11 protein-coding genes are annotated in these 25,831 nt (G+C 42.2%); 2 read left to right on the forward strand and 9 right to left on the reverse strand.

From position 1 onward, the window contains the following. Positions 1 to 6 precede the first annotated feature (6 nt). The 6 genes from HMPREF9447_RS22065 to HMPREF9447_RS22090 form a co-directional block, all read right to left on the reverse strand. Complete coding sequence (locus HMPREF9447_RS22065; RefSeq protein ID WP_009132007.1) at positions 7 to 1,422, reverse strand: sialate O-acetylesterase; 1,416 nt, start codon at positions 1,420 to 1,422, stop codon at positions 7 to 9. A 4-nt stretch (positions 1,423 to 1,426) separates the two neighbouring features. Then, on the reverse strand, positions 1,427 to 4,171 hold the full coding sequence (locus tag HMPREF9447_RS22070; protein ID WP_009132008.1) for a beta-galactosidase: 2,745 nt from the start codon (positions 4,169 to 4,171) through the stop codon (positions 1,427 to 1,429). An 18-nt stretch (positions 4,172 to 4,189) separates the two neighbouring features. After that, the gene (locus HMPREF9447_RS22075) at positions 4,190 to 7,630 is read right to left on the reverse strand and encodes a glycoside hydrolase family 2 TIM barrel-domain containing protein (RefSeq protein WP_009132009.1); all 3,441 of its coding nucleotides are present in this window, start codon (positions 7,628 to 7,630) and stop codon (positions 4,190 to 4,192) included. Between the two features lie 187 nt (positions 7,631 to 7,817). Continuing rightward, positions 7,818 to 10,223, reverse strand: coding sequence for a glycoside hydrolase family 2 TIM barrel-domain containing protein (locus HMPREF9447_RS22080; protein WP_009132010.1), 2,406 nt, complete (start codon positions 10,221 to 10,223; stop codon positions 7,818 to 7,820). Between the two features lie 80 nt (positions 10,224 to 10,303). Further along, positions 10,304 to 11,857: a RagB/SusD family nutrient uptake outer membrane protein gene (locus HMPREF9447_RS22085; protein ID WP_009132011.1), complete on the reverse strand. Its 1,554-nt coding sequence runs from the start codon at positions 11,855 to 11,857 to the stop codon at positions 10,304 to 10,306. Between the two features lie 18 nt (positions 11,858 to 11,875). Further along, complete coding sequence (locus tag HMPREF9447_RS22090) at positions 11,876 to 14,953, reverse strand: SusC/RagA family TonB-linked outer membrane protein (protein ID WP_009132012.1); 3,078 nt, start codon at positions 14,951 to 14,953, stop codon at positions 11,876 to 11,878. Positions 14,954 to 15,170: 217 nt separating this feature from the next. Between HMPREF9447_RS22090 and HMPREF9447_RS22095 the strand changes: the two genes are divergently transcribed. Continuing rightward, on the forward strand, positions 15,171 to 16,169 hold the full coding sequence (locus tag HMPREF9447_RS22095) for a nucleoside hydrolase (RefSeq protein WP_009132014.1): 999 nt from the start codon (positions 15,171 to 15,173) through the stop codon (positions 16,167 to 16,169). Positions 16,170 to 16,173: 4 nt separating this feature from the next. Beyond that, positions 16,174 to 20,094 carry a hybrid sensor histidine kinase/response regulator transcription factor gene (locus HMPREF9447_RS22100; RefSeq protein WP_009132015.1) on the forward strand — a complete coding sequence of 1,307 codons (3,921 nt, stop codon included), beginning with the start codon at positions 16,174 to 16,176 and terminating at the stop codon, positions 20,092 to 20,094. Positions 20,095 to 20,145: 51 nt separating this feature from the next. On the opposite strand, the gene HMPREF9447_RS22105 is transcribed toward HMPREF9447_RS22100, so the two are convergent. From HMPREF9447_RS22105 to HMPREF9447_RS22115, 3 genes are read right to left on the reverse strand one after another with little or no spacing between them, the layout of a single operon-like run. Continuing rightward, a complete protein-coding gene (locus tag HMPREF9447_RS22105) occupies positions 20,146 to 21,942 on the reverse strand; it encodes an alpha-galactosidase (protein ID WP_009132016.1) in 1,797 nt (598 codons plus the stop codon). A 45-nt stretch (positions 21,943 to 21,987) separates the two neighbouring features. Then, positions 21,988 to 24,189, reverse strand: coding sequence for a glycoside hydrolase family 3 N-terminal domain-containing protein (locus HMPREF9447_RS22110; protein ID WP_009132017.1), 2,202 nt, complete (start codon positions 24,187 to 24,189; stop codon positions 21,988 to 21,990). A gap of 16 nt (positions 24,190 to 24,205) precedes the next feature. Further along, on the reverse strand, positions 24,206 to 25,645 hold the full coding sequence (locus tag HMPREF9447_RS22115; RefSeq protein ID WP_009132018.1) for a sialate O-acetylesterase: 1,440 nt from the start codon (positions 25,643 to 25,645) through the stop codon (positions 24,206 to 24,208). Between the last annotated feature and the right edge of the window lie 186 nt (positions 25,646 to 25,831).

The raw sequence follows: 25,831 nt of genomic DNA on the forward strand, positions 1-25,831 counted from the left end.
TTATTATTACCAATTGTCTGTCCGAAAAGAAGATACCGGAAGCCCGCTAAGACTGAATAGTTCCGGTTCTACATAATTTTTAAAGGCATATCTAACTGCTTTCGGATTCCTCACATATTTAGAAGACACTATTACAACATCTCTTTCTTCATCTACATACGCTTCAGCCGGATGAAAAACTTTACTCTCATCTGCTATTTCAAATAAATGCAGGGGCTTTCCATAACTCGTTAGTCCATAATATAAATCTTTAAAAAAAATCACAGCTTTATCCCCATCGACTTCCATTCTTTCAAAAACCGGACTCTTATATTCAAATCCCTTCGTATCATACACTTCAGCTAATGCCATCAATCCTAAACGTTCGCCAACTTTCTCTTTGCGTACCGGATGAATTTGTTCTACTTCTCCCACATCCAAAATGACCGCCATACCACTATTCTCAATTCGATCCATGCTTTTTCTCTGTTCATCACGCAGATAAGCACCTACATGCTCACCTACCTCACTTGGAACATTCCATGTAGTATAATCAAAAGGAGCTATTTGCGTGAAATAGAACGGAAAATTTCTTCCCCACTTCCGTCTCCATTCAGCTACCATAGCAACCAGCCGATCCGAATATTGAGAAACATTATATACATTTGATTCTCCCTGATACCAGATACAACCCTGTATGCCATAACCGACAATGGGGTTCAACATTCCATTATACATGGTAGTAGGTATATTGGCCTCCCACCCTGTAGTACCATCACTCACTTCCGGAACAGAAATATCACCCAGTGTCTGACAAGTTTCACGGCTCATCCAGGTTTCAACAACGGAACCACCAAAGCTTGCATTAATAATACCAACCGGAACCCCAAGATTCTCCTGAATAAAATGAGCAAAATACCATGCAACCGCACTACAATCTCCTACATTTTCCGGAGCAGCCACCACCCAATCCGCTTTTATATCCGTAAGTGGTTTATAACTGCCAAGTGGAGGCACATTTATAAAACGAATATTACTTTTTTGAGAAGTCAGAATAGCTTTGGTAGATTCATAACATTCTTTCAGCTGCATAGCCATATTTGATTGCCCACTTGCTAACCAAACCTCGCCTATATATATATCACTGAAAGTTATAGTCTTACCTCCCGTTATGGTTAATGCATAGGGACCTCCTGCTTCCGGTGTATGAAGCATAATTCTCCACGTACCATCTCTCCCTGCTTTGGCGGAATAACTCTTGTCGTTCCACGATGAAGTCACTGTGACTGTCGTCCCGGTATCTGCCCATCCCCATATCGGTGTGACCGTCTTTTGCTGTAGCACCATATTATCGCCGAAAATACCGGCAACCTTCAAATCCTTTGCCTCAACTGTTAAAACAGCCAAAGCCAGGAGAAACAAGATAACATTGAGTCGTTTCATTTTATCAGTCTATCTTTTGTAAACATTCAAAATCAAATTCAACCTTTTTCACATCAGCCTGCTCATCAGTTCCGTTTGCCGGTAAGTCAAAAAAGATTTTCTCGTCTTTATCCAGTTTATAAATCACAAGCGTCAACTCTTTCCCCTCTACAGAATGTTCCTGCCGGTTCAAACCTACCGTCCAGGTGGCATGACTGTTATAATCATCATCCGAAAGCATATATCCGTTATAGATTTCCGCCTTATCACCGGAATAACTGATACGCATATAAATATTATTCAGTTTCTCCAATGCATCTGTCGGCACTTGTAGCCTCCACTCTTTGAATGTATTATAAGCAATACCGTCGGCATATCCCGGTTTATCCACCACCATCGGCATCATCGGTTGCGGAAATTCCCGTGTAAGTGAAGGATTGGAGTAATAGTCCGTCGACAGCCAGGAAGAGTCGGTACTAAATTCAATCCTGTCATAATTATAGTATTCCACAATAACACGTGCAGCAAATTGCTTCTTCCCCTCAACAAATGGAAAACTTGCAAACAACAAATTGACACCCTTCCTGGCATATCCTGTAAGGTCTATTTCATTTAACTGGTTTGGTTTTATTTCCTGATTTACCCAAGTATCATTCAGATTGAGTATACATTTCGACTCCGGATACATAAACAAAGTGACTTTCTTGATCTTCGAAGGATTATCCAGATTGAATTCCTTAAAGAAGAAACGGCGATAACGCTGCTGATAAGGTTCAATCCCATGAAAGTTTGCTGTTTCCAACCATTTTGCCTCTTCCAGGATGCCCTTAGGCTGAATACGAATATCCATTTGCGGCTGATTGAAAATAACCGCTTTCTGTTCAAATCGCGGATTCATACCCGTCTTCAACTTATAATAAGCAGCCTTCTTATCAGTAGAGAAAATATAAACATCTCCAAGTGAACTGTATAAATCCGCATCAGAAATATAGCATACCTTCTTTCCATCTTGTTCCAATAACCAGCAGTTATCAGCCTCTTTTTCTGTCAGAATGACAACATACTTTTCTTCTCCATTCTGCAATTGTACCTTAAGTACACAATCTTTTCCCGAATTCAGTCCGTTAACAATCCAACTATCACTTTCCTCTTTTATCTTAGCCCGATTTGCCTCCACTCCTTTCACAGTCGATTTATCAAAAGATAGCTCCACGGGAATTTGCCTGTTCTGGAAAAACAGATAGCAATTATCAACGCTTCCCATCAATTGTGCCGTGGCATAATTCAGGCGCATAGCATCAAGTTCCACATTCAAGGGCCAGATAAAGACCGTACTATCCTGCATTTCAATACCTTTCTGAGGAAAACGAAGCATTTTATCTTTCAGTTTCACCTCAAACTTCACACTCTTCTGTGCCTTCTTCGGATGATAACGGGAATAATTGATTCCAAACATATAGCCGGTTTCATTATTAGAGCGTACAGACACCTGTAACCCATCTTCTTCCCATTTCGGGATAACAGGCATCATGGGAGCCAGGTCTTTCTCAAACTCATTGACAAAGTAATGCAGTTTTTTCACCTTCTTATAAGATTCCGCTATTTCTCCTGATTCGCGGATAGCAGCCTGAAAATCATAAGACTTCACCGGCAACCGACTCCAATACCCAGTTTTCAATTGTTCTTCCTCAGTAGACCATAGTTTACCCGTAAACTGAGTGGCACCGGCAAAAATATAATATCCCAGCAGATTAGACCCCGAACCAAGTTTGGCAATCATCATACCCATCCCGTCCAAAGGATCGATGCTGAGCCTCCTGTGATAGGTATTTTGTACCCCCACTCCCATTTCACAAGTAAAGAAGGGATACTTTTCGTACGTCATATACACATCTTGCCGTTTTATCTGATCGTTGCCGATATTCTCATTATCACGGAACGAATCGAACAGGAAGTTTCCCGGCTGGTATTCTTTTCCTACATGTTCCACCCATGGAGCATCTGCATATCCTCCCCATAAAGGAATCACCTCAAAAGGAGGAACAGAACCGTCTCCCCAGCCCGTAACCGTATACATCGGGACATCAATGCCATTTTCCAGAGCTGTATCTTTCAGCCACTGGATATGCGGTTCACCCTCCTTTCCATACCAATATTCGTTTTCCAACTGGATGCCTATGATATTCCCGCCATCTTTATAGTAAAGCCCTTTCAGTTGATAAGCTATCTGGGCAAAATAACGTTTCACATAATTCTGATAAACCACATCATTTGAACGGTCTTTCAGATATTTTTTCTGTAAGATCCAGTCGGGTGTCCCTCCATTACGCGCTTCTCCATGCGACCAGGGTCCCAGTCTCGGAACTACAAACAATCCATGTTTCCGGCATAACTTAATAAAACTGCGCAAATCCTTCTCATTCTCCCACTCAAACTGACCTTCTATCTCTTCGTGATGATTCCAGAACAGATAAGTAGAGATAATATTGATACCGCAAGCTTTCATTTTCAAGATACGGTCTTCCCACAAATCCTTACGAATACGCGAGAAATGCAATTCTCCCATAACAGGCAGGATCGGTTTCCCACCCAGAGTCATATACAGACTGTTGATTTCTATTGCCTTCTCCTTAGGCCCCGAATTTCCCATCTTCAGATGACCGCACAAAGGTGCTTCCATGACATCCGAAGCATCCAGCTTATAAACTTTCTGTGCCGATAAGTTTGTAAGCAGGCAAAATCCGATAAATAAGAAGCCTATTTTTTTCATTTGTATTACATTATTAGGTTAATAAACTGCTTCCATTGTTTGAGTACTCCACTGATCCGTCCAGCGAATAAGTGGTCTGTCTCCATCGAATTCAACCGGTAACCAGACATACCGTGAATTTATTAAATCCGTTTTATTCCACCTGTCAAACATAGCGACAAATTGATCCTGCATCCCTTCAATGGGGAGTACATAGGTACTTTGGGCATAAAATGTCTTATCGGCATCACGCCCCAAACAGGGGGTATCTTTCAGTTCCCAAACTCCCATCATTGAATCGGATACAGCCCATTTAGCTTTATTCGGGTCCCAACCGGTGCAACCGGATGAGAGCATATAATAGTGACCGTTTCGCTTAAAGACCGCAGGAGCTTCCCGGGATTGTCCGATAAATCTCCGGACATAAGTTCCTGAAGGTTTTGTATAATCATCAGTCAACAAACTGATATATAAGGTACTGTTCCATTCTGACGAGCAGATATGATAAGCCTTTCCATCATCATCCTTGAAAATAGTCTGATCACGGCTGTCTGCCCCATTCGGTTTAAAAGAGCCCAGATAAGTGAAAGTTCCTGTCGGTGAGTCACAGACCGCTACCCCGGCATGTGCCTTTTCATAATCAGGACTTTCAATATGCATCCACATTACAAACTTACCGGTTTTCTCATTATAGATGACCTTCGGGCGCTCTATCACTTGCGAAGGGTGAAGATCTGAAGTTGGATCGTCATCTACCGTAGGCAGAACCTTACCCTCAAATTTCCAGTCTGTCAGATTCTTGGATGAATAGCAAGCCACCCCTCCGGCTTCAGCCCGCCAACACTCCCAGGTTTTAACCCAGTCCAGGCGATAGGTAGAATCACCTTTAAATTCACCATACCAATAGTAAGTACCTTCATGGTAGAGAATACCTCCCCCATGTGCATTTATCGGATTTCCATCCGTATCTTTCCAAATACTGCCGGGAGTTACGATATCTTTTCCCTGTTGCTTAGCCGACATCCGATCCACCGTCTTAATTGTAACCGATGCCCCTTTCATCCCCTTTGCTGAAACATTCAAGGTTATTTCACCTGCATTTCCATCCGGCTGCAATATAGCCATTGCCTTACCTTTATAGGTTTTAGGTGATAAGGAGCGGAAACTTTCCATATCTGTAGGACATGCATTTCCCGATCCCCTGATAATACCATTACCCACAACACTTAAAGCCACTTTCATGTCAGCATCAGATACTACCCTGCCCTCTTTATCAATCAATTCAACAGTAACATACGCCAGATCGTCCCTATCCGCTTTAATCACCTTGCGGTCTGCGATTAAACGTATCTGCACCGGAGCACCGGTTGTTCTTAGAATAGCGCATGAAGATTCACTGCTGGCATAGGTAGCCACTGCTTTCAGTTCACCCGGCTGATAGTTGACTATAAACGTAGCCGTATAGTCTTTCTTTGAAACTTCTTGCTCACCCAGCAATTCATTATTAAGATAGAGTCTTACCTTAGGTGCACGACTATAAACATTCACTTTTACAGGTTTGCCTTCCAGCCCTTTCCAGTTCCAGCTAAGCGATTCGTTCTTCCACCCCCAATAGCTCACATCTTCTGTTTTCCCGGCAGCCGGCAAAGGCTGTACCGCCATTGTAATTTCCCTTTCCTTCCAGATAATATCCCGGTAATAGGATTGCGGTTTCTTTTCTCCACAGATATCAATATCTCCACACCATGCGTTATACCAGGGCCAACCCATAAACTGGGGATTCTTCTCGCCTTTACTCAGTTCCAGTGTATGGCCTATTCCTGCTTCACCCAGATAATCAAGGGCAGTCCATACAAAATCACCAATGATATACGGATGCTTTTCCACCAGATTCCAGTTTACAGCAGCTTCCTGCGCAACAGTCTCACTACCATATATGATACGTGAGGGATCTTTCTGATGATCATTCTCATATTCGTACCACATATAATTGTATCCTGCCACATCCAAATGTTGCATGGCCTTTGCAGCATCTTCCTTCCACTTCAGTTGCGGATTATCCCAATAATCGTTGATAGCAGCAGTTACCGGACGTGAAGGGTCTAATTTTTTCACTATATTTCTCAATCTTTCAGCAATCTCCATACCGGCATCATCCGAACGTTCCTGAATTTCATTTCCGATACTCCACATGATGACAGACGGATGGTTCCGGTCTCTCAGCACCATTGCCGAAATATCTTTTTCGTTCCATTCATCGAAGAAACGATGATAGTCCTGAGGATTCTTTTCTTTTTGCCAATGGTCAAAAGCCTCATCAATCACCAACATACCTTGTTCGTCGCAAGCTCTGAGAAAAGCTTCCGCCGGAGGATTGTGAGCACATCTGACCGCATTATATCCATTTGCCTTCAACAATTCTATTTTGCGTGCCTCTGCCCTATCCAACGAAGCAGCCCCCAACAAACCATTATCATGGTGTATACAGCCACCTTTCAGTTTCAGGGGCAAATTATTCAACTTAAATCCTTCCTTTGCACTGAAGGAAATAGTACGGATGCCAAAAGGAACAGATATTTGATCCAACACCTCATGCCCGGAACGGATCAAAATTTTCGCTTCATACAAATGCGGAGTATCAACCGACCATAGCTTCGCCTGTTTCACCGGCAAAGAGAAAGCAACCGTCTGCTTACCAGCCGCGTCGACACTCACTGTTTGCTCTTTCATTCCTACCTCTTCACCATCAGGAGAAATAATCGTAACCATCATATTTATTCCTGTATTCTCCGCCTTTTCATTAAGCACATCCGCCTCTATAGCTAATGTAGCCTCATCACCGGTCACCTTTGCAGTACGTACGGCAACCGCCCATTCATCCAAATGAACAGAATCGGTCTTTATTAACCATACATGCCGATAGATACCTGAACCGGCATACCAACGGGAATTTTTTCCCTCATTCGTTACCTTCACAGCAATAGTGTTCACTTCACCTGCCGGATGGCAATACGAAGTAATATCACATTTGAAGGACGAATATCCATACGCATTGAAATTCACTTTTTGTCCGTTCACCCACACTTCGGACTGCGCATAGACTCCTTCAAAATAAAGAGAATGAAGTTTGTGAGTATCTTTACGGTCAATAGTAAATGATTTTCTATACCATCCTTCACCACCTACGGTTTGTCCGGTAGCAAAACCTCCGGCACTTTCTTTGGAGAAAGGGCCTACCGATAAGCCATCCGAACCGGAAAAAGGTTCTACGCTCCAGTCATGTGGCAGATTTAATACCCGCCATTCCGAATCATCGTAAGATTCTTTTGCCGCATCTTCCATTTGACCGAGATAGAATTTCCAATCCTGATCAAACTTAATCTTTCGTACGGAACAATCCGTGCCCTGACTGCATGCTGAGACAATCAACGAGCTTACAATGACAAATACATATCGTTTTACTAATACTTTCAACTTCATATTATCTCCTATTTTCGTCAGACCTACTCCTTACATTCTCCTTACCTACTCCCTACCTACTCCTTACATGCTCCTTCTATATAACAAGGAGAAGGTAGGTAAAAGGTAAGTTTTACATCCGGTTTTGATATAATCCGGGAATATTCTTCATTACCCGCCAAAATCCACTTTCCTATTGTAAACGTCTTTATTTACTTCTCTGATTTATAGTAATATCAGCCACCGGAAGCCCTTGTACCTTTGCCGTTACAATAACCTTACCAGACGTTTTACCGGAACGTACCACCAACAGGTTGCTTCCGCGCCACGTCTTCCGGCTGCTGGCTACGAAACTTTCTATGCTCATAGGGTTGGCATTGCCCACTCCTTCAATCGTAGCATCTCCTTCTATTGAAAACTCGACCAATTCTTCAGCCAACTGATTTCTAATGCCTTTACTATCTACCAATTCTAATGTGATATAACTTAGATCATTACCATCAGCTACGATTTCCGTTCTGTCCGCAGATAATCTGATCTTTTCAATCTTACCGGCACTTTCCAATGTTGCAGCACCCACTTCTTTGCCTTTATTATAACTTACGGCCCTCAATATACCATGAGCATAAGGGACTTCCCAGGTAAGCGTATTTTTCTTATCGGCAGTATTTTCTTGCTTTCCTAAAGATTCCCCATTCAGGAACAGTTCAACCTGTTCACAATTGGAGTATACAGATACTGTCATCTTTTTCCCTTCATATCCCGGGAAATTCCAATAATCTACAACATCCGGGAAATCCCATACACTCCAATCCGCCTTATCCGGATTCAAAGGGAAAGAAGGAACAGGAGGCGTCACTACAATATGGGATACCGGTGTCTCACTCCATAACGTTTCACGCAAATAGGATTGGGGACGACGTTCGCCCGAAAGATTCAAATCGCCGCAATTGGCATGATTCCAAGGAAAAATACGTTTATCAAGCGGATACCCACACCAGCCGATACTTGCCTCACCAATATAATCAAAAGCAGTCCAGATAAAATCACCGATCACCCATGAATGGTTTTCTACTCCTTTCCAATAATCATAAGCCTGGGATGCGTAGGACTCCGAAGCATAAATAATGCGGTCCGGGTGACGTTTAGCATCCGATTCATAACGGTTTAAACAGTAATTATAACCACAAACATCCAGGGTGTCCAGAAAATCATCCGTCGCATCAACAATAGAGTTAACTCCCGCCGTAACGGGACGCGTTATATCAAGTGCCTTCACAAAACCTGTCAACTCCCTGCATACCTCTACCACTTCAGCAGTTTCTTTGTTTTTGATTTCATTACCGATACTCCACATAATAACACAAGGGTGATTTCTATCACGTGCAACCATGCTATGCAGATCTTCTTTCCATAACTTATCAAAGTACTGTCCGTAATCATCCTTGTAATGACCTTGTCGCCACATATCAAAAGCCTCATCTATCACCAACATACCTAAACGGTCGCAGGCATTGAGCAAAGCAGTTGAGGGAGGATTGTGGGATAAGCGTAGCGCATTGAAACCAGCCGCCTTCAATAATTCAATTTTCCTTTCCTCTGCCCGGTCAAAAGCCTTTGCACCCAAAAGGCCATTGTCATGATGAATACATCCGCCTTTTAATTTCATGGATTTACCATTCAGTTGAAAACCATTCTCTGCACTAAATGCAATACTGCGTATACCTATTGAAATACATTCCTCATCTATTATTTTATTGTCTTGCAGAAGACGGTTTACAACTTTATATAAGTAGGGATTGTCTGTAGACCATAATTGCGGAGAAACCACTTCCAACGTATGTCCAACCTCTATTTTTCCTTCGTTATCCAATGTTACCTGTTGTTCTTTCCGAGCTACAGTACGGTTCTCCTTATCTACAATCTGTGTTTCCAGAATCACTTTCCCGGTTGACTTTTCTGTATTTGCCAGAATACTTTGTACACATACCTCCGCTTTATTTGCTGTGGCAACAGGTGTAGTTACAAACGTCCCCCAAGTTTCAAAATGCAACGGATTGGTTATCTTCAGGAAAGTATGCCTGTATATCCCCGAACCTGTATACCAACGACAGTTCAGACCTTCATTCTTTACGCGAACAGCTATCAGATTTTTTTCTCCAAATCGCACATAGTCTGTTATATCCAGTTCGAATGCAGTATATCCATAAACATGATTGGCTACATGGCGATCATTCACCCAAATGTCTGCATTCATATAAACTCCATCGAAAGCGACAGCAATACATCTTCCTTTCTCAGCTGCATCCACATAGAAATGCTTTCTATACCAGCCAGTTCCACCTACAGTAAAACCTCCCGAAACCTCGGTGACAGCATCGGCAGTAAAAGGAGAGTTTGTTCCAGGAATATTTTCAATGCTCCAATCGTGCGGGAGGTTCACCAGACGCCATTGTGAATCGTCTAAATCTGAACTCTCACCTTCAACAATATCTCCACGATGGAACAACCACTCCTCATCGAAAGATTGTTCCCGAAGGGTAGGTTTCTTCTCACTGCAACTACTCAATCCCAACGTTATTAGCAAAAACAATAGGCTGTATATACTTCTCATATCATTACATTTAGCAGAGCAAAGGCCGGCCTTCAGACAGGATTTTCATCCGGCCAGCCTCTATCTGGAATTTATTTCAATTATTTACCACCCCATTCCGGTGCCTGGACCAAAGCTCTGTTATTATCTAACTCTGATTGAGGAATAGGCCATACATATCCTTTTGACGAATCGAAGATATGAGAACCTGCCCCACCGTCTGCCCGGCATCTTTCGTATGCTTTATCCATTTCTTTCCAGCGCATAAGGTCAAAATAACGGGTACCTTCCAAAGCTAGCTCCACTCTTCTTTCATGCTTCACCACATCGAGCAATTGGTCATAAGAGAGATTGGAGCCTTCGGCATCTTCCACCTTCGGCATCATCACATCGGCACGCTGACGCACCTGGTTCACCATTGACATAATTTCGTCTTTACCCGTATTTTGCTTAGCCAAGGCTTCAGCGCGCATCAACAGTACATCGGCATAGCGAATGACATACATATCCTGATTATCGGCAGCCCATGTAGTAGGCTGGTTTTGATATTTACGCATGAACAATTGGAATGGACTGTTCCAGGACCACCATGCATCACTGACTTTGCCGTCATACGTATCACCATTCTTCGTCATCAGTGTATATGTCAAACGTGGGTCGCGAGTTGAATCATCATCCGGATCATAGATTCCCGAAGAAGTAATAGGCTTGCCATCCTTGCAATAAAAATCGTTTGCCAAATTCGGATAAGGCAACTGCCACTCCATCGGATAACCGTAGTTATAAGCTAAGAAACCACCCTCACCATTTTGTTGGTCGGTATTTTTAAAGCGAATGGCAAATACTATTTCTTTGCTGGCACCACCAGCTTCTGTAAACAGGGTACTGTAATTCGGATCTATCTCATATTGACTCAGGTTAATAACCTGTAAGGCAGCATCGGCAGCCTCCTTATACATCTCGTTGTACAGGTATACACGGGCCAGTAAGCCCAATGCGGCACCTCTGGTAGCACGGCCTCTATCAGCTGTAACGGGTAGCATACCTTCGGCAGTAATGTCTTTCAAGTCTTTGATTATGTCGGCTACAATTTCTGATTTCTGCGACTTAGGTACCTGGCTCGTTTCAGTAGTCAACACATTAAACACCTTTGGAACATCACGGTACAAACTGGTCAGGTGATTATAAAACAAAGCTCTGATGAACTTAGCCTCACAAACGATTCTTGTACCTGCTTCTTCACCTATTTTACCGTTCTCCAGCATTTGCGGTACTTTTTCAATAACATTGTTGCATCGTGCAATACCTGCATAAGAAGCATTCCATACAGCCTTAGTAACAGCTGCTGTGGGACTCATGGTATTGGTAGTAATCACATCAGGTCCCACCCACGGAATCCAAGCAAAATAGCCGTTATCCGTAGCAAATTCCAGTTCACGCAAACTACAAGTATTTCCACCCGGCCAGCAGAATCCTAAGCTACCTTCACTTTGCAAAGCATCGTAGCAACCTACCAACGCTTTAGTTGCATCAGCCTCTGTATTCCAAAAGTTACCGTTAGACAACTCTGACAAAGATTCACGATCCAGGAAGTCTGAACAGGAAAAGAGAGAAAAGGCTAATGACAAAATAACTGAATAATATATTTTTTTCATGATCTTCTTTATTTAAAATTATAATGTAATGTTTAAACCTACAGAGAATGTCTTGGCATTAGGATAAGCATGACCGCGAGTATCGGTTCCATACTTTTCAGGATCATAATCGTCAATGCCGGTAATAGTCAGGATATTCTGTGCAGAAACATATATTCTCAAGCGTTCCAGTTTCGCCTTACGAATCCATTCTTGTTTGAAGGAGTATCCCAGTTCAATGTTCTTCAGACGCAGGTAAGAAGCATCTTTCAACCAGAATGAAGAGGGTTGGCTGTTATAGTCACCATTGCCCAGACGCGGGAAGTTTCCGTTAGGGTTAGCACTTTCAGAATAACGATCCAGAAATGCCGTCGTAACGTTACCCGAAACAGTAGGATAATCCATCACAATACGGTCCACACCGGCTACACCCTGGAAGAAAGCAGAGAAATCAAATCCTTTGTAAGCAGCATTCAAACCAAAGCCGTAAGTAAAATCAGGGAATGGATTACCGATCACTGTACGGTCGTAAGTATCCACCACTCCATCCGGTTTGCCTTCCGGACCGCTGACATCCTTGTAACGGACATCACCCAACTTCAGAGCACCACCGCCAACAGAATTCTTTTCATTGGCTTCATCCACTTCAGCCTGTGTACGGTACAATCCATCGGCTACATAACCATAATAAGAATTGATAGGATGTCCTTCCAGATTGATAGACCAGTCTGTAATCCATGAGTCTTTGCCGTGCAGGTCGAGAATCTCATTCTTCACTTTACTGAAGTTGACATTTGCACCAAATTTCCAGTCACCCCATTGATCATTATAACCTAAAGCAAATTCCCAGCCTTCATTCTTTACCGATGCAGCATTCACATAAGGTTCAGTAGAGATACCCACAATTCCGGGGATGGGCAATTGCAGCAAAATATCAGAAGTCTTCTTGTAGAAATAGTCAGCAGTAAGGGTAATCTTGTTGTTCAGGAAAGCGGCATCTATACCTATATCCGTAGTAGCGGTTGTTTCCCATTTAATGTCAGGATTAGCCAATGAAGAAATAGCCACACCCGAAACTTTGTTATCACCCCATACATAGTTATTACCCAAACCGATATACTGTGCAAACGGATAGTAACCAATCTCCTGGTTACCCAGTTCACCCCAGCTACCTCTTAGTTTCAACTGGCTGATAAAGCTATATTTCTCCATGAAAGCCTCTTGAGCAATATTCCAGCCTACAGATACAGAAGGGAAATAACCGGTACGGTTCTTTTTAGGTATTCTGGAAGACTCATCACGACGAAGGTTGAATTCAGCCAAATAACGATCCTTGTAATTGTAGTTCACACGGCCAAAGAATGATCTCAAGGCAGCTTCGGCAGCATCTCCCTTGGCTGAAGTACTTAAAGCACCGTTCAATACGGTAATATTGTCGCTCGGAAGATCTTCACCTGTTGCCGTGGTAGAACGGAAATTATTATATTGGTTAGACTGTCCCAGCAAGAAGTTGAAAGCATGGCCGTTCACATCAAAGTGATAAGTAATAAGGTTTTCGTTGATCCACTGAGTCTCGGAATAATAAGCATCGGTCAGATAATTCTTACCACTACCTCCCACAGGGTTACCATACGAATCCTGAGGAATATAAGCAGGGTCAGCACCAATACTGTTCCATTGGTTATATTGATAAGCAAAGCTGGTCTTGATAGACAGGTTCTTGATCGGTTCTATTTCCAGGAAAGCCTTACCGTCGAAACGGCTGTATTTCTTCTTTGAGGTTATGGTAGTGGCATAAGCCGGATTCTTAATAGCCTGCATTTTATCGTTACCATCCACAAATCCCCATTCACCATTGCTGTATTTATAAGGTACCGAAGGACGGGAATGCCATTTCATCTGTTCGAATACATAGTAAGTACCAATGGTAGGTTCCTCTACTTCTTCATGGTTACCAGAAACATTCAGTCCTAAAGTGATTATGTCAATGAACTTGCTGTCAGCATTCAGGCGGAAGTTAAAACGGTCAGTACTTGTACCTTCCATGATACCATCCTGTCCCATATATCCTACCGACCCCATATAATGAGAAGTTGCATTACCACCCGACATAGACAAATGATGGGTCTGGATAGGAGCAGAACGGAATATTTTGTCCGACCAGCGGGTATTGGCAAACAAATCAGGTCTCGATCCATCCTTCATTTGCTGAATCATTTCAGGAGTAAAATTCGTAGTTACATCTCCCATAGCCTCATTCTGCTCATTATAAAGAGTAGCCCAATCCCATGAATTAATATATGTAGGCAGAACCGTAGCTTTCTGTACACCATAAGATCCGCTGTAAGACAGTGTCTTCTTGTCTGTATTTCCTCGTTTCGTTGTAACCAAGACTACACCGTTGGCAGCACGTACACCATATATAGAAGCGGAAGCTGCATCCTTCAATACCGATATATTTTCAATATCATTCGGAGAAACACTGTTGAGGCTTCCTTCCACACCGTCAATCAGCACCATAGGATTACTGTTACCAAAAGTGTTTATACCGCGGATACGGATTTCCACATCTCCCTCAGCACCGGGTTGCGCAGAGAAAGAACTCACGGTAACACCACTCATTCGTCCTTGCAGCAAACTGGAAGTATTGGATACCGGAATGTCTTTAATATCATTGACTTTTACAGAAGATACTGCTCCCGTCAGATTGGCTTTTTTCTGCGTACCATAGGCCACAACCACAACTTCATCGATCAACTCCGAGCTTTCTTTTAATACAATATTAATTTGCTGGTTTGCCCGGGCAATTTTCACGACTTGCGTTTCATAACCTATATAAGAAATTACGAGATTTTGTCCTACTGATGCCTGAATAGAGAAATGTCCGTCTACATCTGTAATCAGACCATTCGTAGTACCTTCTACTACTACAGAGGCTCCAATTATCGCTTCACCGGCAGCATCCTTCACAGAACCTTTTACAGTTACAGCCTGTTGTGTAATGGCTGATGTTGAAGAACCGAGATCTTTTTCCGTTGATGCATAGGAGAGAGTTACTCCACCAAGGAATAGCAATCCGAAGATGATTCGTCTTTGCAAAACATGTTGTTTATTCATAATATTTTAAATTAAAAAGTTACTGATGCAAAAGTCTCTGTTTCTTTATAAACAGGATAACAGAAAAGCACAAAAGAATAACAAATTCCTGTATCCACTATCAAAAACAGGAATTTGTTATCAATCGGCACGATTCTTTTATTTTTAAGCGTCTTCAAAAAGAAGGGGATCGCTTATTTTTTCCTACTTTTGAATATTGAATTTTAATCAGTATGCTATGACTAAAATAAGATTTATTTTATACTCTTTCTTATTGCTTCTCCTTTGTGGATGTAGCCTTTCAAATATAACTAATGCTGATAAGGTCCGATTGATTTTAGATACGGACTTGGGACCTGACTACGATGACGTGGGTGCCATGGCAGTGATGCATGCATTAGCAGACAGTGGATATGTAGATATACTGGCTACTATATCGTCTAATAAGTCCGAATTAACAATTCCTTGTATTGAAATCATTAATACATACTTCAAACGACCTGATATTCCTCTTGGCGTTGCTAAAGGAGAAAGTGCTGTCACATTGGAATGCCCGCACAACAAGAAATGGACTGAAGTTTTGCCTCAGAAATATACCCACCGAATAGCAAAATCATCAGATGCCCCCGATGCTGTTAAGGTATATCGATCTATTTTATGCACGCAACCAGATAATAGTGTCACAATCTGCACCATCGGAGCTTTCTCCAACCTAAAAGAACTGCTACAATCAAAAGGAGACGAATTTTCACCGGAAACAGGAGTAGAACTTGTACGCAGAAAGGTTAAACAGTTGGTTTCCATGGCAGGAATATTCCCCGAAGGACGAGAATATAATGTATATTGTGACGCTTCCTCCTCTTCTTTCGTTGTGAGCCATTGGCCTACAGACATTATCTTCTGTGGATTCGAGATTGGCTACAACATAATAACTGGTCGCCGGGTTAGCCGGATGCCTGTAGAAAATCACCCTATAAAAGATGTGTTTTTACTAAGCATGTCGCAGGGAGAGCCACAAGGTAGATGGAGTTGGGATCAGGCAACCGTTTGGGTAGCCATAAAAGGCTATACACCTTATTATATCAGTGAACGGGGAGTTATATCTGTAGACTCTGAAGGTAATAATACATGGAGAGCTACAAGAACAGGAAAGCATATCCGTTTAATAGAGTCTTTACCTGCAAAAGAAATGGAGGATTTACTCGAACAATATATGATGCATTGTCCTAAACATTAAAATTATGAGAAAGCTATTATTTATATTCGCACTCTTTTTAGCTTCCACTGCCGGAGCACAGAAGCTATTGCATTATGATTTAGCAGATGGATTATCAAGTTCTGAAATCACTTCCATCTGTGAAAATGACTATTATATGTGGATTGCTACAGAAGATGGACTCAACCGTTTTGACGGACATCGGTTTAAAGTCTATAAATCGGGGAAATCAGCAAATAACAGTCTTAAGAATAACAATATAGAAACCTTGTTCCTTGATTCCAAAGGCTTGTTATGGATTGGCTTTAAGACCGGAGGAGTAGATATATACAATCCGCGGACCGACCAGTTCACCCACCTCAATGAACAAGTTTCCGAACCCATCCCTAACCGGATTGTTTCCATATTCGAAGACTCTGATCATAACATCTGGCTGGGAAGCTGGGAAGAAGGTATATGCAAATTAACTCCCAAGAATACAGAACGTACCAGTTTTACTGCCGAACGCAGCCATTCAGGAGCCATTGTTTCCAGTTTTGTGGAAAAACCTAAAGGATATATATGGATCAGCACCTATACAGGACTTGTGATGTACAATTCCCGAAAACAAACATGGGCAGACATTACCCCCAAGAACCAAACCATCACACAAATACACGACACCGGAGAAGAAAATACACTGTATTACTCTTCATGGGATAATGCACTCTATGAATTAACATGGAGTCAACAACCCGAACAAGCCAGGACCATCCATCTGCATAACAGCAATACCCCCATATACCGCATAGAAGGAGAAGCAAATAAACTTTTAATCGGCACCTGGGGAGAAGGAATAAAAGTATATGATAAAGAACAAGAACGTATTTATCCATTGCCCGGCACAGAACATCTGGGCACTACTTTTATCAATACTATTTATAAAGATAGTCTTGATAACATCTGGATAGGTTCATACGGAAAAGGACTCTATAAATACTCCTCCTCAGACAGGGGAATCAATCAGTTACTCTCAATTCGTAAAACACATTCTCCTATCACTTCTATCGCCCTTTTACAAGATAAAATATTGTTGGGAACTTTAGGAGACGGCATGTATCATTTCGATATGCGTACCTCGACTGAAAAGGAAAACTACAAAAGCAGAGATAAATTCAAGGACCATATCTTATCTATCGGGCAAAATAAGGATATTACATTAGTGGGACACGATGGCATAGGATTATTATATTCTTTCCAGAATAATAATTCGCAGGAAATTCAATGGAAAGAATTTACGGCAAGCACTGAATTAGAAAAGATTACAACTTTCTATATAAAAGATAATAAGGTGTGGATAGGCACCAAACAAAACGGCCTGATGTCCGTATATCTGGACAAGAAGAACCGACAAATAAAAGATTATATCCATTATGACTATTTCAGTCGGGACAGGATAAACGCTATCATACCTTATCGTGACAATCAATTGTTCATAGCTTCGCATAATGGGCTCTCTATCTTCAATGCATCGGACCAGGTCACTCTAAAAGATAAAATCATCGACCAGGAGATTGTCTACTCTATCATAGAAGATAAGAGTAATAAATGCTGGTGGATAGGAACATCAAACAATCTGTTAAAGATGGAAGTATCCAATGATTCACTGCAAGTTTCTACAGCATTTCCTACATACCCATTGCCGCAAGGGGCCATCAAGTCATTGTTGCTCGATGATAACCAGAATTTATGGTTCTTTATCGGTGAGAAGATATTCTGCTACATAAACAATGAACAGCGCATCTGCGAACCGAATATCAGCTATTGGGGCAATTCTTCTATCCTTTCAGCCGAAAAAATAACTTATGAAAACAAAGAATATATCCTGTTCGGCAATACCGAGCAGCTCATGGTCGTGGATGTGGAAAAGGCACTGCATCAATATGATAAAACCAAACTCATATTGACCGACCTGGAGATCAACCACCAAAAGATACAGGTAGGTGACACGATAAACAACCGGGTGATTTTAAAAGAGAATACCGAATATATTCCTTCCATCACCCTGTCTTATGCCTCCAAATGGATATCCCTGTCCTTTACTGAAATAGGGGAAGCCAACTACTGCAATAAATATCTATACAGGATGATCGGTTTTACCGACAGCTGGCAATATCTTGATATGTCCGTACCTCTGACCTTCTCACAACTCAACCCAGGTACATACACTCTGGAAATTATGAAATATAACGAAGAGTCAGGTACCAAGCCATGCTGGTCCATGAGTATTATTGTCGCTCCACCCTGGTGGAAAACACCTTTGTTCTATTTCATTTCCTGCCTGATTATCCTGTTGAGCATCGCACTCATAATATATATGATTATCAGACACTACAGAAGAAAGAGCATACAAAAGATACAGGAGATGGAGACATTGAAGAAAGAAGAACTATTAAAGGAAAAGGAAAGTTTTTTCGAAAGTCTCGGGCACGACCTGATTACACCTTTATCTTTAATACTGGCACCTGCCAATGATATGTTGCGTGAAACCAAAGAAGATGATATTCAGTATGAAAGACTATCCATTATCACTAAGAATGCTGCATTCTTATCCGATCTGTTTTCTACAATCCTTGATTTCAAGCGAGTGGAATTCTCTGAAGTAAAGATAAACAATAGAACCATAGAAATCGTATCATTCTGCCGCATCATAGTGAATGCATTCAATTATCTGGCAAGCTCTAAAAAGATCCAGCTATCTTACCAGGCCAATATCCCCTCCATACATATATGGATTGACAGTGTGAAATTTGAAAGGATTTTATATAACTTGCTGAGTAACGCCATCAAGTACACCCCCGATCAAGGCAGTGTATCGGTGGCACTGGAATATATAGATGGGCAATTAAGTGTATTCATAAAAGATACGGGACCGGGTATCAATCAGCTATACCAGGCAACGGTATTCAATAAATTCTACCGTGAGCCCCAATACAATAAGGAAAATACTCCCAACGGATTGGGCATAGGATTATATGTCGTGAAGAAATTCGTATCAGTAATGAACGGCACAGTTTCTATTGACTCACAACCCGGACAAGGCACCACACTGTGCATCAAACTACCAGTAGAGAATTCAGAAAAATATCAGGAAACAACTGATATTACCGAATTTAAAGCACAGGCAACCAATATGGAGAACAGTGCCACCATACTGCTGGTAGAAGATAACGAACAGATACTTAAATACCTTACGGGCAAATTGGCGGAGCACTTCAACGTAGTGACAGCCACCCATGGAGAAGAGGCCTTGAAATTAGTAGGTGAGTATCTTCCTGAAATCGTAATATCGGACATCATGATGCCCGGTATGGACGGCCTGACACTGTGCCGCCACATAAAGGAAAACTCCCTTTATGCCGATATATTCGTTATATTACTGACTGCCAAAACTTCATCTGAAGATGAACTGAGGGGCTATAAAGAAGGCGCTGACATCTATATCAAGAAACCTTTTGATACGGAAGCATTGATTAATCAAATAATGAATATCCTGAATACGCGCCAGAAACGAAAAGAACAACTCCTGAAGAACCTGATAGCCAAAGACAGTGATACCATTGAGTTTAATTCCAAGGAAGTATTCCTGCAACAGGCCATGAAGGTGATAGAAGAGAATCTGGATAAGGCGGACTTCAACATTGAGGAATTCTCAATAGCCATGAATATCAGTAAGACAGTGCTTCATAAGAAGTTCAGAATGCTTATCGGGCAGACACCCAATCAGTTTATCCGGGCTATCCGGCTTCGAAAAGCATCCGAGCTATTGATAAACAGTGATTTGTCAATAGCGGAAATAGCCTACCTGACCGGTTTTAACCAAGCACATTATTTCATCAAGTGCTTTAAGGAAGTATATAATGAAACACCCAAGAGTTTCAGGGATCTGAAAAAAGGAGACCGATAACCTCAAGAAAGGGATGACTGTGAAACTGTTCCAGTCATCCCTTTTCCAATCTTATTTCTTATCAGCAGAATATTCAACCTCGTAAACTTCCAATAAGCAGTGTTCGCTATTCCCATCTATAGTGGTACAACTTATTTCCAATGGGCGTCCTTCTTTTATATCGTCAGCAGAAACCTCCCCTACCGCCCATGACAAACCGCACCAGATCATCTTATCATGCGATTTCTTTACCGGAACAGCACGCTTGCCCTGCTTTACTTCTATATTGAAGAAATGATCCATTTTAATCCCGGTGGGAGGAGCACCGCCCCACGAACGGAATGCTTTTCCACGCTCATCCAATTGCTGAAAGAGAATCCGTACAGTTTTCCCTTTCGAAGGAATGTAATGTGCCTGCAAGATATGCTCATTTTTCTTTTGCACATCTATTTTTACCTTTTGAATTGTTGCAGGGATAACGATATCTTTCTCAATACCTAAATCATACTCCCGGGTACTGAACTTGCCGTATCCGACAACAACCATCTGTTCCGGACCCAATTCCACAATATTCTTTTCTAAAACAGGCATAAAACCACTGTCCGTAAAAAGCACCCTCCCCGTTCCTGTCGCTTCAGGCAACGTTACTTTGGCTTTCTCTTGTGATGCGTTTACCACAGTATAAAGGTTTCCTCCTTCAGCGGAAGCCATATATCCGTATGGCAGAGCCTTACCGGGGATAGAACCGAATGCCGAAATATTTCCATACTGCTGTACCTTCATATACAATTGCTGCGTTTTAGCCATCCAGCGGGCATCATCATCACTTAGCAAATCAATATTTCCATGACAGACATTCAGCCAACCTCCGCGTGCCATCGTCAGAATCATCATGCCTTTCCAGGCATTTAAAGCCCTGTTATAACAAGTACCCGTGGTACCAATCATAAAAGCACAGTTGTCAATGCGCTGGACCGGTACTCCATTAAACAAGTATTGAAAGGTCATATGATCCGAATACAAATCCTGTGAGCGCCAGAAATTCATCATCGGCACATCGGATAAACGGGGATCACCACAATACATCGTATCAAATATTTCCAGCCAACGCAGGTCTACCGTTTTTCGAAACGGGGTAACCGTATTTTCCATATCACCCCCGAAACCATTGTAGCCAATAAAAAGTACATCCGGATTCTTATAACGGAATTCTTTTATGGCAGAAATAAAGGCATTTTTATTCTGTTCCTCAATGTCAGCAGGTAGCATCGTACATTTAGCATCAGGAGTTGCTGCATCAAAATAAGCAAAATCAAATTTGAACATCTTAATACCCATATCCGCGTACATTTGCAGGGTCTGCATAAGATGGTGCAAATATCCTCCCCTGAACAAACAAAGAGTTGTTCCATCTTCCGCCACAGAGTTTTCCCATTCCGGAATAACCTTCATCGTATTTGCCTCTCCACCTATGCGCAGCAAGTTCGTAGAAAACCACAAACCGGGCTTTATTCCTTCTCTTTTACACGCATCCAGCCAACGTTTGGGACCTTCCGGCCAGCAGTCCGGCCTCCACTTACGATATCCTTCATTCACATCAAACCAGAATGCATCCATCATATAATAATCCACCTGTACACCCGATTTTTTCAAACGTACAATGTGATCCAATTCTTTCATTGCCAATGCTTCATTCAGAGGAATGTTATCAGACAATTCATCGTAGGCGGACCAATTGTTATAGACAAATACAGGTTTGGTCAATCTTGCCGTTCTATTTTTATTCCATCCGTCAGATACATTCTGCGCCACTCCCGGAAGAAATATGCACAACAACAGTAACAAAGCATTTATTCTTATTCTATTCATAAATCATATCTATTTTTATCAAAGACTGATTATTCGCCGGAAAACTCAGTCCACAACTTCAAAAGTCAGTTTCCGACCACCTACCGACACTATAAATTCACCCGCCTCTAAAAAGCGCTTGCCCGTTGCATCCGTATAGCTCAAATCTCTCATAGGATCAATCTCAAACCGAAAGACTCTGCTTTCACCGGCATTCAACGAGTGTTTCTCGAAGAATTTCAGCTCTTTCATAGGACGGGAAATAGAACAGAACGGATCAGACACATACCATAACACAGTTTCTTTTCCTTCCATCTTACCCGCGTTAGTCACTGTAACCTCGGCTGTTATCTTCTGATTCTTCCTGATTTTCAAGGAAGAAAGTTTCGCATCAGAGTAAACAAAGGTAGTATAACTCAATCCATGCCCGAACGGATACAAAGGTTTGGTAGGAATATCCTGATAATCCCCCATCGCATCGAACGGACGGGCAGACTGCCGCATATTATAGTAGACCGGTATCTGACCTGTAGACAGTGGGAATGTCACTGACAACTTTCCGGAAGGATTCACCCTGCCCGATAAAATGCCTGCTAAGGGAGTTCCTCCCGCAACACCGGGCTGCCACATCTCAATGATAGCTTCTACCTGAGGTTCCAATCTGATCAATTCAAGAGGGCGACCACTGGAAAGCACAAGTACAATAGGCTTATTCGCCTGCTTCAGATGCAAAAGCAACTTTTCCTGAATATCGGGCAAAGCAATTGTAGAGCGTGAAGCATTTTCTCCACTCCACTGTTTGGACTCACCTAAACATACCACTACTACATCGGATGCTTCAGCCGTTTTTAAGGCAGCAGAGAAACCCGATTCATCATTTCCATCCAATGCACACCCCTGCTCGTAATCCAACTGTACTTTATCGCCAAATTCTTTCTGCATTCCTTCATAAATGGTCTCCACATCTTCGGCGTGACCTTTAAAAGCCCAAGCACCTAACAAATTGGCACTATCCTTTGCCATAGGTCCTATCAACGCAACTCTTTTAACCGTTGAAGAAAGAGGCAACAGGTTGTTTTCATTCTTCAACAAAACCATTGATTCTTCTGCCAGACGCGCTGCCAAAGCAATATCCTCTTTCTGCAAATAACGTTCCTGCTCGGTCAGCTCTTTCGTATAAGGTTCATCAAATAAGCCCAGGCGAAATTTGACTCGAAGTATACGGGCAACCGCATCATCTATCTGCGACATTTGTATCTTCTTTTCAGCAACCAACTGCTCTAAATATTCATAATAAATATTATCACGCATATCCATCTCCACACCGGCATGGAAAGCCTTATACGCAGCTTCTTTGCGATCCTTGGCAACACCCTGATAAATCAGCTGCTCTATTGCATTCCAGTCGGATACGACAAAACCGTCATGCCGCCACTTATTCTTCAGAATTTCAGTTAAGATGTAATGGTTTGAGGTAGCCGGTACTCCGCTAATGTCATTAAAACTGCTCATAAGCGTAGCGGCACCTGCTTTCACACAGGCCTCATAAGGAGGCAGATAAGTTTCCCACAAGGCTTGGGGTGATATATCCGTATATCTGTAATCCCGTCCGCCTTCGGATGCTCCATAACCTACATAATGTTTCAGGCAAGCTGCGATAGAATACGGATCAGACAGTTTCTCGCCCTGGTAACCTTGTACCGATGCTACACCAAATACTGTATTCAGGTAAGGATCTTCTCCATAACATTCGGAAATACGCCCCCAACGGGGATCTCTCGCCACATCAATCATAGGAGAAAATGTCCAGTCAATACCCGACAGAACGGATTCCTTAGCAGCCATCCCGCAAGCCTGAGTCACCAAATCCGGATTAAAACTGCAAGCCTGTGCCAATGAAATCGGATACACCGTACGTAACCCGTGAATCACATCAAATCCAAAGAGAATGGGTATTCCCAAGCGAGACTCTTCCATTGCCTTACGCTGAATCTGATTACGCAACTTCGGATCGGTATGGAGATAAATCAACGAACCAATCTCCGCCGGAAGATTTTTCACCTCCGTGCCTATATTATTGGGATTATCATTCTCCCCAAATGTATATTGATTCAGCTGAAGCACCTTTTCATGCAATGTCATCCGCTTCAGCAAATCTTTCACTCTGGTTTCAACAGGCTGTCCCGCATCTTTATAAACCGGCTTCTGTGACCGGACAGATAACCATGGGAGCAAAGCCGATACGAATAAAATCAATAGTTTTCGCATAGTATCATATTATTAATTAATCCCAATCATCAGTGCGGAAGGAGGATACCGGCAGACCACCCGTACCAAATAATTCCGCTTTTACAAAATCCTTAAATGCATATCTCACAGCTTTAGGCTCCGCCACATACTTGCATGTGACTACCACAGTACCTTTCTCTTCGTCAATATAGGCGTCCGCTTTATGGAATACCTTATTGTCTCCGGATATCTCAAACAGTTCCAAAGTCTTCCCATAGCTGGTAAGCCCGTTAAATTGATTGTCAAAATGAATAATAGCCTTATTTCCCTCAACTTCCATTTTGCTGTAAGTCGGACTTTCCGCCTCAAATCCTTTCATTCCATAGGTTTTAGAGAGTGCCAGCATGCCCAAGCGGTCGCCCACTTCTTTTTTCCTCCTCGGATGGATCAGATATCGCTCCCCTACATCCAGCAGTACTGCCATCGCAGAGTTTGGAATCAGCGTCAGACACTGTCTTTGCGCTTCCCGCTGATAAGCCGAAACTTCCGGCCATTGAGGTGTGAAGAAGTTCCACTCTTTATAATCGTAAGGGGCAATCTGTGCATAATAGAAAGGTATTTCTCCCAATCCCCAGGCTTCGCGCCATTTACTTACCATGGCAGCAACCGAGGGAGCATAACGAGGCACATTGAAAATGTTGGATTCACCCTGATACCAGATAATACCTTTTATGCCATATCCCACCAGTGGGTGAATCATGCCATTGTACAGAACCGTAGGCACATTACTAATCCACGGAGAAGTTTCATCACTCAATGGCGGTACGGGGATATCATCAAATTGTTTACAAGCTTCCGCATTCATCCATGCTTCGATGTTGGAGCCTCCATAACTGGCATTAATAATACCGACTGGCACATCCATATTGCGCTGTAAGAAATCTGCAAAGAACCATCCCACAGCCGTACATTCCGCTACATTCTCCGGAGATGCCTTCACCCATTCGGCCTCAAAATGTTCCAATGGTTTATAGGCCGCTAAAGTAGGTATATTAATGAAATGTATTTGCTTTTTTGCTGAAGACAATATGGCCTCTGTAGCCCCCAGCACCGGCTGGCAATAATATCCTTTCAACGGCATACTCATGTTGGACTGTCCGCTTGCCAGCCATACTTCTCCCACAAACACATTCTGGAAGACTTTTTTCTTATTGGCAGTGACTGTCACCTCATAAGGTCCTCCGGCAGCAGGCGTAGGTACAGCTATCTTCCAGGTTCCTTTAGAATTAATAACCCCTGTATATTCTTTATCAGGATTCCATGAAGTGGAAATAGTCACTTTCGTTCCCGGTTTTCCCCATCCCCAGAACGGATTATTTATTTTTTGTTGCAACACCATATTGTCACTGAAAATATCAGCAACCTTAAACTCCTGCGCTTCAGCAAAACATGCCAAAGCAAAAAGGAATACCAAATTTAATAATACTTTTTTCATCTATCAGATTTCTATTTATTTATGAATATAATTCTTTCGTAAGTTCACGCAAATATAGCGCTATAGGGTAAGAAGCGATAACATAAAACCACCCAATAATAACACAATACTCCACGATATACTTCATCTCTGTTCTAATCAGCTATAATCCACTATCTAAGCTCTGCAAATACTCTGTCAGCCTGA

Source organism: Bacteroides oleiciplenus YIT 12058 (assembly GCF_000315485.1).
GTDB classification, from domain to species: Bacteria; Bacteroidota; Bacteroidia; order Bacteroidales; family Bacteroidaceae; genus Bacteroides; species Bacteroides oleiciplenus.

Excerpts from the sequence above, each read along its gene's own strand:
- HMPREF9447_RS22065 (WP_009132007.1), bottom strand. The coding sequence starts at position 1,422 with ATGAAACGACTCAATGTTATCTTGTTTCTCCTGGCTTTGGCTGTTTTA.
- HMPREF9447_RS22070 (WP_009132008.1), bottom strand. The coding sequence starts at position 4,171 with ATGAAAAAAATAGGCTTCTTATTTATCGGATTTTGCCTGCTTACAAAC.
- HMPREF9447_RS22075 (WP_009132009.1), bottom strand. The coding sequence starts at position 7,630 with ATGAAGTTGAAAGTATTAGTAAAACGATATGTATTTGTCATTGTAAGC.
- HMPREF9447_RS22080 (WP_009132010.1), bottom strand. The coding sequence starts at position 10,223 with ATGAGAAGTATATACAGCCTATTGTTTTTGCTAATAACGTTGGGATTG.
- HMPREF9447_RS22085 (WP_009132011.1), bottom strand. The coding sequence starts at position 11,857 with ATGAAAAAAATATATTATTCAGTTATTTTGTCATTAGCCTTTTCTCTC.
- HMPREF9447_RS22090 (WP_009132012.1), bottom strand. The coding sequence starts at position 14,953 with ATGAATAAACAACATGTTTTGCAAAGACGAATCATCTTCGGATTGCTA.
- HMPREF9447_RS22095 (WP_009132014.1), top strand. The coding sequence starts at position 15,171 with ATGACTAAAATAAGATTTATTTTATACTCTTTCTTATTGCTTCTCCTT.
- HMPREF9447_RS22100 (WP_009132015.1), top strand. The coding sequence starts at position 16,174 with ATGAGAAAGCTATTATTTATATTCGCACTCTTTTTAGCTTCCACTGCC.
- HMPREF9447_RS22105 (WP_009132016.1), bottom strand. The coding sequence starts at position 21,942 with ATGAATAGAATAAGAATAAATGCTTTGTTACTGTTGTTGTGCATATTT.
- HMPREF9447_RS22110 (WP_009132017.1), bottom strand. The coding sequence starts at position 24,189 with ATGCGAAAACTATTGATTTTATTCGTATCGGCTTTGCTCCCATGGTTA.
- HMPREF9447_RS22115 (WP_009132018.1), bottom strand. The coding sequence starts at position 25,645 with ATGAAAAAAGTATTATTAAATTTGGTATTCCTTTTTGCTTTGGCATGT.